The sequence below is a fragment of the Candidatus Defluviibacterium haderslevense genome, from assembly GCA_016712225.1.
In the GTDB taxonomy this organism is placed as follows: Bacteria; Bacteroidota; Bacteroidia; order Chitinophagales; family Saprospiraceae; genus Vicinibacter; species Vicinibacter haderslevensis.
Map to the genome: position 1 here is coordinate 3,362,320 of JADJRL010000003.1, position 17,391 is coordinate 3,379,710.

Sequence of the window (17,391 nt, forward strand, 5' to 3'; positions counted from 1 at the left end):
CTATTTATTTATGATCGTTATTTCACAATTTCGAATATCCATTGGATCACCGATATCGGACATGCTGATCTTTTCATACTGCGATTTCAGTTTGGTAAAAATAGTTATTTTGTCCTTATTAGGAACAAAGAATTCAATATGTGGATCATGAGTTAATTCCATTTTATCAATGGATATTTGAAGTTTTCTCAAAGTGCCCATAATAATTTGTATGCTAACGACATCACTTGCAAGATGATAAACACAGCCAATTGGTTTTTCAATTATGGTTGCCAATTCAATCGCATTTTTTGCGCTCATTTTATAAGCGGTGATTAATCCGGAAGTTCCAAGAAGAACGCCGCCAAAATATCGCACGACAAAAATGATCACATTGCACAATTTGAAATGATCTATTTGACCCAAGATAGGCTTGCCTGCAGTTCCACTTGGCTCACCATCATCATTAACTCGAAAATTATTGCCATGAATTCCGATTCGATAGGCATAGCAATGATGTCTTGCTTTAGGATGTAAAGTTTTTATATGATTAAAGAGTTGTTTTATATCATCAGATGATGTTAATGGAATGGCATAAGAAATGAATTTACTTCCTTTTGAAACATACAAACCTTCACTTGGTGTTTCGATTGTATAAAAATGGTAGGATTCTGTTGCCATAATTTATTTAAAATAACTTACTAAAAAAATAGCAAGGATTGCAAAGGCCAAACCTATTTTTTTATGTTTTGAAGCTGGTTCATTAAATAATAGGATACCCAGACTACTGGAAATGATGATGACCGTACAATTCAATAATGGAAATAATATACTGCCTGGAAGCCCATTATTCAGGGCTTTATTTAAGTAAAATATAGAAAAAAAATTGGGTATACCCAAAAACACACCAGCAATCATTTCAATTTTAGAAATCCGAATTGTTTTTGTTTTTATGAAGGAAAATATTAAAGCAAAACCAAATGCAAAAATGAAAACATAAGTGGTTAAGACCAATTGAAAAGATGCAATGTTGAAGTTTTTTTTATTCAGGATAATAAATAATATTTCAATGGCTGATGAGATCAAGATAATTCCAAAAAGATAGAGTTGGCTTTGGAGCGGTTTCTTAATAAGCGGCACATTTAATTTTGGTTTATAAAAAATAAAATAAAAGGCTACCGGTGTCAGGCCCACACCAATCCATTGTAATAAAGTCAATCGATCTCCTAAAAAAACGGCTATAATAACGGTGATAACTACTGATAATTTTTGGACGACGGTCGCTAATGATAGGCCATATAAAACCACTGATTTAGCATATAATGTGAATCCCAAAATAAATAGGAATCCTAAAATAATGGAATAACTAAACCATGATGCCTTGTCCACCAATAAAATATTATCTTGAAAGTAGAACCAACCAATAAGCCCGCAAGTAAGATAATTAACTAAAATGATTCGGTCCAAGGCATGAGCTTTTAGATCAAAATACTTAAACATTAATCCCAGACAACTGGTACACAGTATGCAAATGAGTAGATACACCATATTCAATACGAATGTATTAACATTTTATTGAATAAGGATTTAATTTAATTTAACCCTTGAAAAGCAATATTTTATGCACTTTTGTAGCTCTATATTCATGTTTAAATTGAATTCTTGAGCAAGACCTTAGCCCAAAATGATCATATTTTACATATCTGCAAAAACATCTTTGTGCAGAAAGCAAATGATTATGGGGCCTCTTGGCGATTTTTGCACCCTTCAACACGTATTGATCAAATTTATATTAAGCTTTCTAGAATACAATATATTGAAGAACAAAATCAACCATTAGTTGATGAAAAGCCAGATATTGAATATTTAGGTTTAATGAAATATTCCAATATGGATTTAGTTCAACTTAGAAAAATTGAAAACAACAAACTAAAAACCTTGATTTCTGAAGGAATTAATGCTAAAAACCTAGTTATTGTTATTTATGCCATCTTTGCATTAGTTAACTGGAGTGAAACTCAACCTTGTTCCTTTAAAATAAATTAATATGACAATAGTTACATTGAATCTTTACATTGGTGTTGCAGCTTTAATACTGACATTTTTAATGTCCATGAAACAAGGACTCATTAAATCATGGTGGGTTAGTTTTTTGCAGAATTTTTGTGGCATATTGTTCATTTTTTCAGGATTTGTAAAGGCGATAGATCCGATGGGTACAGCCTACAAAATGGAAGATTATTTTAAGGAATTTGAATTGACATGTAAAGGTTCTTTTTTATCTTTTATGTCTGATTTATTTCCATTCTTATTGAAGTATGCCATTGGATTTTCTGTATTCATGATCATACTTGAGATCATGATTGGTATTATGTTAATCCTTGGAACCAGAAGAAAATTAACAGTAGGTTTATTTTTTGGAATCATGGTATTTTTTACCATGCTTACAGGTTTTACTTATTTGACAGGCTATGTTCCGAAAGATGTCAATTTTTTCGAGTTTAGCAAATGGACGACTTTCGACAAATCATTTATGAGGGTAACAAATTGTGGTTGTTTTGGGGATTTTTTACAAATAGTACCAAAAACTTCTTTCTTTAAGGATATTTTTTTAATGATACCGGCTATATTGTTTTTATTCTTTTGGAAGAGGTGTCATGAACTTTTTACGCCTTCTCTTAGGTCATCTATTAGTTGGTTTTCTATAGTTGGTTTGTTCTTGTTTTCGTTGAGCAATTTTAAATGGGACGAACCGATGATTGACTTTAGACCTTTTTCAAATGGAACAGATATTAAAGCAGTTAAAGAAAAAGAGCAAAAAGCAATGGCAGATGTGGAGATTGTTGCATGGAAACTTAGAAATAAGACTACCAATAAGATTGAGGATGTTCCGGATAAGGAATACATGAGTAATTTAGCCAAGTATCCAAAAACAGAATTTGAGGTATTGGATCAGGTCAAAAGTGAGCCAACTGTAAAACAAACCAAAATATCTGATTTTGCCATTTTTTCATTAGATGGTACTGACATGACAGAAATGATTTTAGATGAAACAAGAAATTTGCTAATCATTGTATGTCCTAAAATATATTATACTTCAAAATCAGAAATGGTAACGATTCAGGATACCATTTATGTTCAGGATACCACATGGATAGGTGCTAAAAAAGACAGCTTTAATGTCCAAAGCAGAATATCAGAAATTAAAACCAAAGAAGTAAAACAAAACAAATATTATTGGGATGCGGGATTTTTGGATCGATTGAACAAAGATATTTTGCCGAGAATAGACTCCTTAAAAGCCGATGGAGTGCAGGCATGCCTCGTTGCTGGAGGGGCAGGAGAGGAAGCTATCATGGATTTAAAGAAAACATTAGGCGTTGCATTTCCATTCTATTCAACGGATGATATCTTACTTAAAACCATCATGAGGTCTAATCCTGGATTAGTGCTTATGAGGAGTGGAATGTTGATTCATAAATGGCATTATAGGCATATTCCTTCATTGGAAGAATTAAGAAAAGACTTTCTGCCATATAATCCAACGCTATTACATTAAAAAATAATTACATTTAATTACAGTAATTCTGTAATTTTCTGTTTATTTGCATGATCATACAGTAAATAGGTTTATGCTTAGTAGGAGAAATGTTCGCGTCAAAGTGATGCAACAATTGTATAGTTTAGAGCAAGATAAAGAGTTGACTTTTGCCCAAGCAAAAAGAGCCTATTTTAAGTCTGTTGACGATACCTTTCTGTTGTATTTACTGAATCTTTATTGTATTGAAAAAGTATGTTCATTTGCTGTCGAAGATGGTATTAATCGAACTAAGAAGCACCTAAAGACTGAAGAGGATCTTAAGTTTTCTGATAAATTATATACGAACCCTCTCATTTCTAGTTTAGTGCAAAACAAAGCACTTCAAGCTAGGTATAAAAGAGAACAGTTTCAGGAAGGTCTTGATGATGATATGTTTAGGAAGATTTATAAAGATTTTTCTAAAGAGGCAGCCTATCAGAAATTCCTTTTGTCTGATTCCACGAAAGATGATTATATCGAAATTCTATTAGAACTATACAGAGCTTGTAGAAAGGCAGAACTATTTAACGAAATCATGGATGATCGTTTTGCAAGTTGGACAGATGATAAATCTTTAGTCATTGGAGCATTAAAGAAATCCTTGAAGGCATTACCTACAGAAGGAGCATTTTATCAAGAGCATATTCCAGATGAAGATACCGTCAAAGATTTCGGTGAGTTCCTTTTGGAAAAGACGTATTACGAAAATGAAATGTTAGAAAATCTGATTAATCCTGTCTTGGAAAATTGGGATTCTGAAAGGGTAGCGATAATTGATATGATTTTGATAAAAATGGGCATAGTGGAAATGATGAACATTAAAACCATCCCAACTAAAGTATCTCTTGATGAATATGTTGAACTATCTAAAAATTATAGTACAGATAAGTCTAAAGAATTTGTCAATGGGGTTTTAGATAAATTATTAAAAAACTTGATTGAGCAAGGACACATCATTAAGGAAGGCAGAGGATTACTGGAAGAATAGTTTTATTTATCCTGTTTTATCCTTTTCATAAATCCATTCATAGATCAAATTATATATGTCCCAGAAAGTACTTATTTTAGATTTTGGTTCCCAGGTAACTCAACTCATTGCTCGACGGGTTAGAGAATTGAATATATATTGCGAGATTGTGCCATTTCATGCTACAATCGATTGGCAAAGTGAAGATATCAAAGCAGTTATTTTATCAGGTAGTCCTGCATCAGTAAGACAAGATAATGCGCCAAGTGTTGATTTGAATAAGATTGCAAGTCAGTGTCCCGTTTTGGGTATTTGTTATGGAGCTCAATTAATTGCAGCAAAGCTTGGTGGTGAAGTTAGTCCATCAAAGCATCGTGAATATGGTAATGCGAATTTGAAACAATTGGGATCAGATGCCTTATGGGAGGGAATTCCTAATGAAAGTCAAATCTGGATGTCACATAGTGATACCATTACCCAATTACCTAAGGATTATACATGTATTGGGGCAACAGACGATATTCCTATAGCAGCATTTAAATCCACTCATACTGAGCATCCCATTTACGCTGTACAGTTTCATCCTGAAGTCGTTCATAGTCCTTATGGAACCCAAATACTGGGCAATTTTTTAATTGGAATTTGCCAATTAGAGGCTTCTTGGACACCATTTTCATTTGTTGAACATACTGTTGCAGATATTCAGAAACAAATAGGAAATGATGAAGTTTTATTAGCGCTTTCAGGAGGAGTTGATTCTTCTGTAGCGGCTTTGTTAATGCATAAAGCAATCGGAAATAAATTAAGATGTTTCTTCATTGACAATGGATTATTAAGAAAAAATGAATTTCAAGAAGTTCTTGACGCCTATGCACATATCGGATTAGATGTAAAGGGCATTGATGCTAAAAAGTATTTTTTAAATGCTTTATCAGGAATTTCTGATCCGGAATTAAAACGCAAAGCGATTGGAAAAGCATTTATAGATGTGTTTGAACAAGCTGCTAAAGAATTTCCAAATGTGAAATGGCTTTGCCAAGGTACTATTTATCCGGATGTAATAGAATCTGTGTCGGTTTTTGGACCATCAGTTACGATAAAGTCGCATCATAACGTAGGCGGATTACCCAAGAATTTGGCATTAAAGATCATAGAGCCCTTAAAGTTATTATTCAAGGATGAAGTCCGAAGAGTCGGTAGTACCTTAGGTTTGCCAAGTATTATCCTTAATAGACATCCATTTCCCGGTCCTGGATTAGCGATTCGAATATTAAGTGAAATTACAGAAGAAAAAATTGAAATACTCCAAGAAGCAGATGCCATATACATTCATCTGTTAAAGGAATTTGGTTGGTATGATCAAATATGGCAAGCAGGAGCTATTTTACTTCCAGTTAAGACGGTAGGAGTTATGGGGGATGAGAGAACTTATGAATATGTTCTGGCGTTAAGGGCGGTGAGTTCTTTAGATGGTATGACGGCATCGTGGAGTGAAATACCACATTCCCTTTTAGCAAAAATATCTAGTGAAATAATTAATAAAGTAAAAGGAATAAATAGAGTAGTCTATGATATTAGCTCAAAACCACCAGCCACTATTGAATGGGAATAGCTCATTAGTAGTCATTACACTATTCATGATGTTTTTATCAGCGTGCGCTGTAAAGAAATCGTCTATGCACACGATTCCTAAAACAGATAAATCGGAAACAAACAATCGCAATAAAAATAATTCACATTTGCCGGCTAAAGTAGATACTATTGTTTGGAAAAAATCTTTTCCCGAAGATAAAGTAATTGTAAAATCCGATCCTGATCAATCCACTAATCCTTCAGACCAGGTAGTGATTAACAAGAAAAATAAAACAAAAAATAAATTTGTAAAAGAAGATACAGCATATCGGGTCTTAGCTTTAATGCCATTTAAAACATTAGATAATGATTCTACTGCATCAAAAATCAATACAGGAAGTTTGCGCTTTGTCCAATTTTATGCAGGAATCAAAATGGCATTGGAAGAATTAGATAATGAGCCGGGAAAAAAAATTATTTTAGATGTCTATGATACACAATCCGGAGATGATACTAAAAATATTTTAGCGAAGTATGAAACAACTCCACCTCATTTAATCATTGGACCTCAAAAATCAGAATCTGTAAAATTTACTGCCGAATGGGCAAAAGCACATGAGACATCTTTAATCAGTCCTTGGGTAAGTAGTTCTACCATAACAGAAAGAAACCCATATTATATACAGGCGAAAGCAGGATTAGCAGCACATTACAAATTATTGAATGAGCATGCAAGAAAAAATTATCCGGTTAAAAATATTTATTTGATTTCTAAATCTACTGAAGAGTCCAAGTCTAGATTTTTTAATGATAGCACATTGTATTCTGAATCTATTTCAGAGAAGGTTATTCTTGAAGATGAATTGGGAACTTCCCAGGAATTATTATTAACCCCACTTTTAAAAGAAGAGGGTTCTACTGTATTTATTCTGCCATTAACTAGTTCTAAAGATGAAAATTATATTTATCAATTTTTGAGAAGGGTATCCATTGAGAAGGGGACCAAGGATGTAGTAGTTTATGGTACTTATAAATGGTTAGAATTAAAAAGTGATATTATTGATTACCTCAACATACAAAAAATCAGATTGAGTATTAGTAATTATATAGATAATGATCAATCCGATGTGCGCAATTTTAAGAAAAAATATTTTGAGAAATATCGTGAATATCCTACAGAAGAAGCCTTGGAGGGTTATGATGTTGTAAAGTTTTCAATTCGTGCATTGAGAAATTACGGACCTGAGTTTCAATGGAAAGATATGAATACTACTGCAAATTATTTGGAGACGAGTTATCAATTGATGCCCATATATAAATCCAAGAAAATTTCAGAAGACCCTATGGATGCCGATTATTTTGAAAATTCTTTTATTAAAATTGTTGAATTAAGGAGCAACAAATTCAAAATTATAGATTAATTCTTGTAAAAAATCATTCACATCAATGCAATTGATCCAAGGCTTGCTTGATTCTCCGAATAGCTTCGATAATCTTCTCTTTGGATAATGAATAAGATATTCTCAAACATTGCGGAGCTCCAAATGCATCACCAGATACTACCGCTACTTTTGCTTCATGTAGTAAAAACAGAGCTAAATCTTCTGCATTGGAAATGATATGGTCTTGATTCCGCTTTCCAAAATAAAAATCAACTTCAGGCAAAATATAAAAGGCCCCATGAGGCATATTAACCTTCCAATTTGAAATTGTTTTTATTTCAGTTAATAGAAGATCTCTCCTCGCTTTAAATTCATCTCGCATTTGATAGGTAGGTGTCAACGGTGTAGTTAGTGCCGTTAATCCCGCTTTCTGGGTGAAAGATGCAGCCCCTGAAGTAAATTGGCCTTGAATTTTAACACATGCATCTACAACTTCTTTAGGTGCTCCCATATACCCTAATCGCCAACCGGTCATCGAGAACCCTTTTGAAAAACCATTAATAGTTGCAGTCCGTTCATTCATTCCTTCTAATGAACCAATACTGGTATGGATTTCATCGAAAATGATATACTCATAAATTTCATCAGATACAACCAAGATATTAGGATAGGATCTTAAAACATTGCAATATGATTCTAATTCAGATTTAGAAAATACACTACCAGTTGGGTTTGAAGGCGAAGAGAAAACCAACATTCTGGTTTTAGGACTAATAGCTTTTAGAATTGATTCTGCTTTTGGTTTAAAGTTTTGATCCACACCGGCATGGACGATGATGGGTTTTGCACCTGCTAATTTAATAATTTCATAATAAGAAACCCAATAGGGTGAAAGTAATACGACTTCATCACCTTCTTGAAGTAAAGCAAAACACAGATTAGCAAAACTCTGCTTTGCTCCATTAGAAACAATGATTTCGGTAGGGGAGTAATTTAATGAATTATCCCTCTTAAATTTTTCTGAGATGCTTTGTCTGAGATCCAAAGCGCCGGATACCGGAGTATACTTTGTAATTCCTGCCTGGATAGCAGCTATTGCAGAATCTTTGATATGTTGTGGTGTATCAAAATCCGGTTCGCCAAGACTTAGATTGATAATGTCAAAACCCTGGGCTGTAAGTTCACGAGCTTTTTGAGCCATTCTTAAAGTAGCCGATTCATTCATTCCTGCTACACGATCCGCAATTTCAAATGTATTCATCCAGAGGTCTTTTTTTGAATTCTGCAAAGGTCTAAATAAAAAAGGAAGTACCCAAAATAATGAGTACTTCCTTTTATAATGTGATATGAATTAATTAATGGCTTACAACCAATTTTTTGGTTTGTATTGCACCGTTAATAGATAATTTTACGAGATAAGTTCCAGTAGGTAAAAGATTGGTTTGAATAGGTAATTCAATGTTTCCATCCAATTGACCATATGACTTATGGGAAATGGTTTTTCCTACTAAATCATTAACTTCCATAGTTACAAAGGAAGGTTTAGCCAATTCTAATTGAATTAAAGAGATATCTGAACTTGGATTTGGACTTAGTTCTATTACCGTAGATGGCTCAATAGTTTGGTCAACATCCAATACAATTCCATTGGCAACAGCTTCCGCAATAGAGGTCTCCGTTCCATTAATAATCTCACCATTTGGTCCATATAATAATCCTACCAATTTAATATTCTGAACTTTGAAGTTTGCCGGTACTATATATGTGTAGTTGATGAAATAACTAGAACCTTTCTTAATAGTACTGGATAAAAATCCAGGAATACCTGCATAGCCATCCAATATTGCTCGTGCAACATGATTATATGTCATTTTTGAAGCAGGTACAGGATTAGTTAACAATTCATAACCTCCCATAGGGCCGTTTGCATTTCCTGCATATGCGTTAGCTTGGTTATAAGGTGTGCCGGTTCCTTTGACTGCATTTTCAACAATAACCATGTTAAATCTATAATCACCTGTTAGATCAGAATTAAAATCTGCTCGCACAGATATAACCAATTCTCTTTTAACGGAATCCCATCTGGCACCATTTGTTAATTTAGCAGGATTAGGTTCAGTAATTAAATTATAAAATTCTGTTTCAACAGCTAATGGGTCACTTAATGTTTTGCGGTCATTGATGATGCTTGGATATCCTGAAAATCCAGGAAATGTGGTTATCCCAGTAGCGTAAGTTGGAACCATCATCGGTTCTGTTGTACTTCCACCATGAACTGCAATTCCAATAAAATAGTCAGGGTATGTTCTGGCCATAGAATCTAAATAAACAGCACCTCTTGGGCACCATTGGCACCATGTTCCGGTAGCCTCTTCAACTACTACTTTCTTATCTGGAGCAGGAACTACTCCTAATAAATCAAGTGATTTAATATTATTTCCAGCATTGTCATCAGCCGTTCCATTTACTTTAGAAATCTCAATTTCCATAGTACTTTTTCCTGGTGTATAAAGGTAAGCAGGCAATTTGACCAAACTAAATCCCAATGATGGAATATTTAAATTGCTGATGGTAGTCGTAGTTGGTGTTCCTCCATTGACTCTAGTACTTACTTCTATAGAAGTTATTGGTGTAATACCTAAATTCCTAACATTAATTGAACCAGCACCGTTTGCACCGCTTATAAATTTTGGTTTATAATTAATGTTAAGAACGGCTGCATCTAAATTAGGTTTTACAAATGGAATCAATTCGAAAGAGACGTCATCAACATAAAATAGTGAACCCGATCCTCTTGTATTTGAGCCTGTTATATAATTAGGGTAAATATCAATGGATGCAATGCTATTGTTTGGGTTTGCGAATTTAATAACACTGACATCATTTAACAATATTTCCCAAACATTGTCTGTAAGATTAGCAATTAAGGTATACTTAACCCAAGTGTCAGGAGCATAATCCACCTCAACTAAATTTTCTGCTGATGCGGAACCTAGCGAACACCTAAATTTGGCATCGCCATCAAAATAGTTGTCAAGTGCCCAAGTAGTTCCAATTTTAGCCTTAGCTTGAAAATTGAAATAAGAAGCCTGATCCGCTACTGTAAAAATCCACATTTCATATTTGAAAGTACCAACATTTAATTCACCTCCAAAAGGTAAAACCAAGTCTGTTGGACCTCCCGCTGCTGATCCAGCTTCTAATCTAATTGAATTTTTGCCGGAGTGTGCATTTTCATTAGTGATTAAGGCATCTTCATCAGTGCCTTCGCCATTTGCACCACTCCAAACTGTCCAGGTAGCATCGGATGCCGCAATATAATCATCCACATTATACTTCTCCATGTCGTCTTTAAAAGTTTGGGCTTGGAGTGCACCCAGAAGTATAAATGAAAAAACAAAAAGTAAAATTCTGTTCATATTTAATAATAATTTAATGATGAATAATGTGCCAAATATAACATTTAAATAACAAATAAGCCCAAAAATTAAATTCCACCAATTTTTCGCAATTGGCATTGGGTATTAAGTGATAATCTACAAGGGGAATAGTTAATCAGATAATGCCTGACAAATGTCCCCAAGATAAATCATTTAATGACGATCATTTTACGAGGCAATCCTGAGGTTTTTGAATCACTTATGTTGTAATAGTAAATTCCTGACTTCCAGTTTGATACATTTATTTTTGAACTTGTTTGACCAACTTTTAATAATTGCATGTCAGTGTTGTATCCATTAACATCGTAAATTTTTAAAATCATATGGTCAGTTGGAATAGGTGAATAAGAAATTGTTGTTTCTTCACTTACAGGATTTGGAATATTTTGACCCAATTCGAGTCGACTTGCTTGCAAATCAAAATCCGTCGAAGAGATAATTCCATGAAACCAATTATAAATCAATTTTATAAGTTCTTTTCTTGTAGCTATTGATAATTGTTCTACCCCAGGAGCCAACCAATATGTTTTGTAATTGGGACCCTGATTTCGAATGGCTGCACAGTTTGTGCCATTTAATAATCCATTGTAATTATGCGTAGCCACACCTGTTCCAAATACTTTTAAACGATCCGGAAAAAAATAAGTGGAAGTGTAATAAGCAGTTAAGGTACTTTGCAGCTCATTTCCAAATAATGCATCGGTTTTCACTGGTGTAAATCTAGTTAATGTGCTTGCTCCGTCATCTACATAGTCTACACCCATGATTTGGGTGGCCAGATCTTGAGCTTCTTCATTAGCATAAGTGTTAGAGGTTCCCTGATCAAAGGTAGCCCAAGCAACGTCTTGACCCGATATCATGATATTTCCACCAGATTCAGCAAAAGTTTTTAATGTTGTAGAAAGTTCTGAAGTTAAAGCTGGAAAACTCCATCCGGCATTAAAATAAATGTGTTTTATTCCATCCATGGCCTTATCTTTTACAGCATTTTTCAAGATGGATTCTGTACCATGACCATAAGTAGTGCCATTAGCTAAGTTAAAACCTTCATCGTATTGTGTTTTCCAATCAATTGGATGTTTCTTTCCATCACCGGTAGCTGAACTATTATGTACAACTAAGTCGGAGATTCCTGAAATGACATACATTCGGTTATTGATAGGGGCGATATTTGGATTTGTTGCGGAATAAACACTAAGAGTATAAGTTGATACCGCAGGCGTTATACCGGGCTCAATATTCACGATTACCTTTAAAGTTTTTCCTGCTTCTACACTTACAGTGGCCTCATCTATATAAGTTTGAGATCCGATGGCCATTGATTTTTTCCAATTGGAAGGTTGATCTGAATTTAATTTAATAGATAATGATTCTGTTTGTGAATTTTTATTCAAATATTCATATTCAAATGTTGTTGATTTAGTTGCCGCTAAATTTTTTACCACAGTAGTTGGTCTGTTTTGTGTGATAATAGCAGGGTCGAAAGTTGACCCGATATTTAAGACTTCTTTGGTATCATTATTTTGTACAAAAGCTATTACTTCTAATTTGTCTAGTTGGAGGGAAGCATCTTCTGAGTATGTATATTCTTGAATCACAGTACTTCCTTTATCAGCTAATGTAATTGCTTGCCCATTAACGTCTGGAAGCATTTTACGCATGACGTTGGGAAATTCTTTTTCACCGTTTGCTGCTGGAACGGGAAGGGTTACTAATTTTTCTATAATCACAGTTTGTAAGGTAAAGTCTCCAGTTGGTTTATCACCCACAGTATTTACTTTTACAATAATTTTTCGTTCTGAACCCAAATCAGACCAACTAACATCTAGAGAAATGGGACTCGTTTCCGATTGAACTTGATCAATGTCTGCTTGTGAAAAAGAGCTTGGTCCTCCATTTTTTACATTGCCATTTAACCTCACATCAGGTACTCCACTAACTTCATAGAACATAGTTCGATCCGTTTGAGTAGGGACATCATAGAGATAAAACGGATCCGTGTTGGATGGCCACCAAGGATGATATGAAATATGTCTGACAACTGAGGCATTGGGAATAATCAGGTCTGCTTGGAATCCAGGATTTTGTTGGGCGCAAGGGCCACATGATGTATTGGTAAAATGTTCGAATAATACATATTTTGGTGCTTGAGCGATCACTAATGCATGTATTAATAATAGACTAGAAAGGAGTAAAAGTTTTTTCATGTTGTTTGTTTTATGAAATCAAATCTAGACAATTATTAGCTAAATGGTATTGGATTATCATAATTAACACATTGTGTAAATCAGTAATATATAATCGTTTTATTATATGTATATTATAAATATAGTTATCAATTAATATAAATATAGCTTTAAAAATGTCATGATAAAATGGTTGTAAGTAAATGGATGCGTAACAGAGCTTTGCTTTTTTGTTTGGAACTATCTATTTATGCTTAATAGATGTCTTTAATGATTTATGATTTTAGACCTAAAATGAAGTTTATTCCAAGTATGGAATACTCTAATTCAAGCGAAATGTTTATTTAAAAAGAGCTAAGTATTAAATGAAAAGACCAATTGCATTTTCATTTGAAATGATGAAATACAATTGGTCTTAGTTTAGAAAAAACAAACTAAATCAAAACTTTAATTTTTTTATTTTAATATTTTGAAATATTTATTTTTGTTATCATAATTAGTATGCAGAATATAAACACCTTCTTTCCATTCTTTACTTGATATTCTTATTACATGTGCATCTCTGCTTAAAACTTCTACAGGTATGTGGCTTCCTTTAACATCATAGATCTTGAATTGGAACGTTTCAGGGAAACTTACATTGGACTGAATGAGAACTTCTCCTGATGATAAGCCTTGTGTTGGAATAATTTCACCCAAAGAAAATCCGCCAGGTGTTGTTGTAAAGCAAATGAGCGGTTTGAATTCTATAGCCTTACAGCATCTTTCATTATCGTTTTCACATATTTTAATAAAATCATAAGTATTGCCGCTGCGTTTGAAATTAGGAATTGTCAATGGAAGGGAAGAATAAGGATAAAACCCGATAGATCCATTACGATCATAAACATCAAATCCTACACCTTTTGTACCCTTATGTTTAAAATCAATACGCAATGAATATTGACCTTGACCAGTACACTCTATTGGAGTGGCTAACAATTCATAAATTTCACAAGTTTCTTCTTTGTTGCAACAAATTTTTCCCAACGACTTTCCAACCTTACATAATTTGTTTTTGTAATCTGTAATTACAAATTCATAATTAGTGGTACAGTCGCCTTCAAAAGGACCTAGTTTAATAGGTAATTTAGCAAATGCAAATCGACCATAGTTTTTACCATTACCGGTTATATCAAAACTATCACTTGTATTTTTGAACAAGAAATTGATGGTAACATAAAATTGCTTGTGGTCATTACAATCGGAAGGTTTGACTTCTAATTCATATAATTTACAATCACCTTGTTGCTCACAACATACTTTTCCAACTTGAACACTTGAATTACAACGTTCATTTTTGCAGTCTACCACAACGAATTCATATTCTGTGGTACAGTCGCCTTTAAGTGGTCCAATTTTGATCGGAAGATTAGCATATGAGAATTCTCCATAATCATGTCCATTTCCTCTGACTCTGAAACAATCCGAAGTATTGTCGTGATCAAATTTCAAATATATATAAAACTGACCTTCTTTGCAGTCTGTACGTTCCCAGTGAATTTCACCAATTTTGCAATCACCCTGTTGTTCACAGCACACTTTTCCAACCTGGACACTTGAATTACAATGTTCATTTTTGCAGTCTACTACAACGAACTCATATTCTGTAGTGCAATCGCCCTTCAGTGGACCTATTTTGATCGGAAGATTCGCATATGAGAATTCACCATAATCATGTCCGTTCCCCTTGACTCTGAAACAATCAGAAGTATTGCTATGATCAAAGCTCAGTGTTATGTAAAATTGACCTTCTTTACAGTCTGATTTTTCCCATTTAATATCGCCAAGTTTACAATCACCTTGTTGTTCACAACACACTTTACCAACTTGAACGCTTGAATTACAACGTTCATTTTTGCAATCCACTACTACGAATTCATATTCAGTAGTACAATCACCTTTAAGTGGTCCTATTTTGATTGGTAGGTTAGCATATGAGAACTCACCATAATCATGTCCATTTCCTTTGACTCTGAAACAGTCCGAAGTATTGGCATGATCAAATTTTAAATAAATATAAAATTGTCCTTCTTTGCAATCAGTTCGCTCCCATTTAATATCGCCAAGTTTACAATCACCTTGTTGTTCACAACACACTTTGCCAACCTGAACGCTTGAATTACAACGTTCATTTTTGCAATCCACTACTACGAATTCATATTCAGTAGTACAATCACCTTTAAGTGGTCCTATTTTGATTGGTAGGTTAGCATATGAGAACTCACCATAATCATGTCCATTTCCTTTGACTCTGAAACAGTCCGAAGTATTGGCATGATCAAATTTTAAATAAATATAAAATTGTCCTTCTTTGCAATCAGTTCGCTCCCATTTGATATCACCAAGTTTACAATCGCCTTGTTGCTCACAACACACTTTTCCAACTTGAACACTTGAAGAACAATGTTCATTTTTACAATCGACGACAACAAATTCATATTCAGTTGTGCAATCACCTTTAAGCGGTCCTATTTTGATCGGAAGATTGGCATAAGAGAATTCACCATAAACATGTCCATTTCCTTTGACTCTGAAACAGTCAGAAGTATTGGTATGATTAAAGTTTAGAGAGATGTAGAATTGCCCCTCCTTACATTCTGATTTTTCCCATCTAATATCACCTAAATCGCAATCACCTTGTTGCTCACAGCACACTTTACCAACCTGTACACTTGAAGAGCAGTGTTCATTTTTACAATCTACAACCACGAATTCATACTCGGTTGTGCAATCGCCCTTAAGTGGGCCTATTTTGATCGGAAGATTAGCATAAGAGAATTCACCATAATCATGTCCATTTCCTTTGACTCTGAAACAATCAGAAGTTCTGGCATGATCAAAGTTTAAAGAGATATAGAATTGGCCCTCCTTACATTCTGATTTTTCCCATCTAATATCACCTAATTCGCAATCACCTTGTTGTTCACAACAGATTTTTTCAATTGTAGTATCAATTGCACAATGTTCATTGTTCTTATCCCTAAATATAAATTCATAGTGGGTACTGCAATCTGCATTTACCGGACCTACTTTAACTGGAAGTTGAGAATATGCAAAAGTGCCATATGATGTACCATTTCCTTTTACATTGAATGAATCCGAGCCACCAGAATGATTAAATTTAAAATAAATATAAACTTGATTATTTGAATCACATTTGGTTTTCTCAAAGACTAAATGAGACATTTCACAAGTGTCGCTTGATTCACAACAAACTACACCCAATCCTATATCTGCTGCACAAAGTTCTTTGACACAATCACGCACCACAAATCCATAATTAGTTTCACAATTGCCTTTTAAAGGTCCAATTTTAATGGGAAGATTTGCATAATTGAAGGTGCCATAATGAACCCCATTTCCATTGACATTAAAACAATCAGAAGTATTATGATGATTGAAATTCAAAGAAACGTAAAAGTTCGCTTCGGAATTACATTCTCCCTTTTCAATTCGTAGGTCGTCTATTAAACAATCTTTGGTTTCGCAACATTTTTTGCCAAGGACGGTGTCGAGTCTACATCTTTCGTTATTACAATCAAAAAGAACGAATTCATAATTAGTGGTACAATCTCCGGCAAGTGGCCCTATGGTTATTGGCAAATCAATATATTTGAAAGTGCCATAATTGTGCCCTCCACCTTTGACTATGAAACATTCACTGGTGTTTGCATGCTTAAAATCTATTTCAACAAAAAATTTCTTATCCTGATTGCAATTAGAAACTGTCAATTGCAGATCGGAAAGTTCGCAGGTTTGAGCAAAACTGTTAGCTGAAAATACCAATATTAATAAGAGAGAATAGTAGATTTTTTTCATTTAGCGCTGTTTATTTAGCTTTAAGATATCAAAAGTAAGCAATTTGTTGCTTTAAAGCTTAAAATATTTTAAGAATATAATAAGCTTCTGAACCCATATATGATTGGGTTGATTCTTTCCATTCATTTATTATTGCACAACCAGCTGTATCCCGTCTACATATGTTTTTATTTCACTGATTTTTACCTAAAACACATTTGTATCTATGTTTTATCATAGTTGGTGACTCTGAATAGTAAATTAAATTGGTAGGATTAGATGAAGGGTCTAGTTTTTAATCAATTTTTTTGAATGAAATCAAAATTGGAGTGGACTCCGGACAGTTATATATAAAAATCAATAATTTATATAATAATAGTATTTATATAATAAATTAGGATATGTAATTGTTAATGCGCATATTTGTCGTGTCTAAGAACCTACT

The 17,391-nt window shown here is 33.8% G+C and carries 11 protein-coding genes; 5 read left to right on the forward strand and 6 right to left on the reverse strand.

The window, feature by feature from the left end; all coding sequences use genetic code 11:
* Both IPK88_13140 and IPK88_13145 read right to left on the reverse strand, forming a co-directional pair.
* Positions 1-660, reverse strand: coding sequence for a YigZ family protein (locus IPK88_13140; protein MBK8244367.1), 660 nt, complete (start codon positions 658-660; stop codon positions 1-3).
* A gap of 3 nt (positions 661-663) precedes the next feature.
* Positions 664-1,527 (reverse strand): DMT family transporter, encoded by an 864-nt coding sequence (locus IPK88_13145; protein ID MBK8244368.1) that lies wholly within the window; start codon positions 1,525-1,527, stop codon positions 664-666.
* 171 nt (positions 1,528-1,698) lie between these two features.
* Here IPK88_13145 and IPK88_13150 point away from each other — a divergent pair, with 171 nt between their 5' ends.
* The 5 genes from IPK88_13150 (at position 1,699) to IPK88_13170 (ending at position 7,519) form a co-directional block, all read left to right on the forward strand.
* On the forward strand, positions 1,699-2,025 hold the full coding sequence (locus tag IPK88_13150) for a DUF1599 domain-containing protein (protein MBK8244369.1): 327 nt from the start codon (positions 1,699-1,701) through the stop codon (positions 2,023-2,025).
* Position 2,026: 1 nt separating this feature from the next.
* Entirely contained in the window at positions 2,027-3,538 is a 1,512-nt protein-coding gene (locus IPK88_13155) for a hypothetical protein (protein ID MBK8244370.1), read from the forward strand.
* Positions 3,539-3,611: 73 nt separating this feature from the next.
* Positions 3,612-4,547: a transcription antitermination protein NusB gene (locus IPK88_13160; GenBank protein MBK8244371.1), complete on the forward strand. Its 936-nt coding sequence runs from the start codon at positions 3,612-3,614 to the stop codon at positions 4,545-4,547.
* 55 nt (positions 4,548-4,602) lie between these two features.
* The gene (gene guaA, locus IPK88_13165; GenBank protein MBK8244372.1) at positions 4,603-6,138 is read left to right on the forward strand and encodes a glutamine-hydrolyzing GMP synthase; all 1,536 of its coding nucleotides are present in this window, start codon (positions 4,603-4,605) and stop codon (positions 6,136-6,138) included.
* Positions 6,095-7,519: an amino acid ABC transporter substrate-binding protein gene (locus tag IPK88_13170; protein MBK8244373.1), complete on the forward strand. Its 1,425-nt coding sequence runs from the start codon at positions 6,095-6,097 to the stop codon at positions 7,517-7,519. Before guaA ends, IPK88_13170 begins: the two co-directional genes overlap by 44 nt.
* A gap of 22 nt (positions 7,520-7,541) precedes the next feature.
* On the opposite strand, the gene IPK88_13175 is transcribed toward IPK88_13170, so the two are convergent.
* The 4 genes from IPK88_13175 to IPK88_13190 form a co-directional block, all read right to left on the reverse strand.
* Entirely contained in the window at positions 7,542-8,741 is a 1,200-nt protein-coding gene (locus tag IPK88_13175; GenBank protein ID MBK8244374.1) for a pyridoxal phosphate-dependent aminotransferase, read from the reverse strand.
* Between the two features lie 94 nt (positions 8,742-8,835).
* Complete coding sequence (locus IPK88_13180) at positions 8,836-10,899, reverse strand: Omp28-related outer membrane protein (protein MBK8244375.1); 2,064 nt, start codon at positions 10,897-10,899, stop codon at positions 8,836-8,838.
* Positions 10,900-11,069: 170 nt separating this feature from the next.
* Positions 11,070-13,127, reverse strand: coding sequence for an Omp28-related outer membrane protein (locus IPK88_13185; GenBank protein ID MBK8244376.1), 2,058 nt, complete (start codon positions 13,125-13,127; stop codon positions 11,070-11,072).
* A gap of 435 nt (positions 13,128-13,562) precedes the next feature.
* Positions 13,563-16,967, reverse strand: a complete 3,405-nt coding sequence (locus tag IPK88_13190; GenBank protein MBK8244377.1) for a T9SS type A sorting domain-containing protein — start codon at positions 16,965-16,967, stop codon at positions 13,563-13,565.
* Positions 16,968-17,391: the final 424 nt, after the last annotated feature.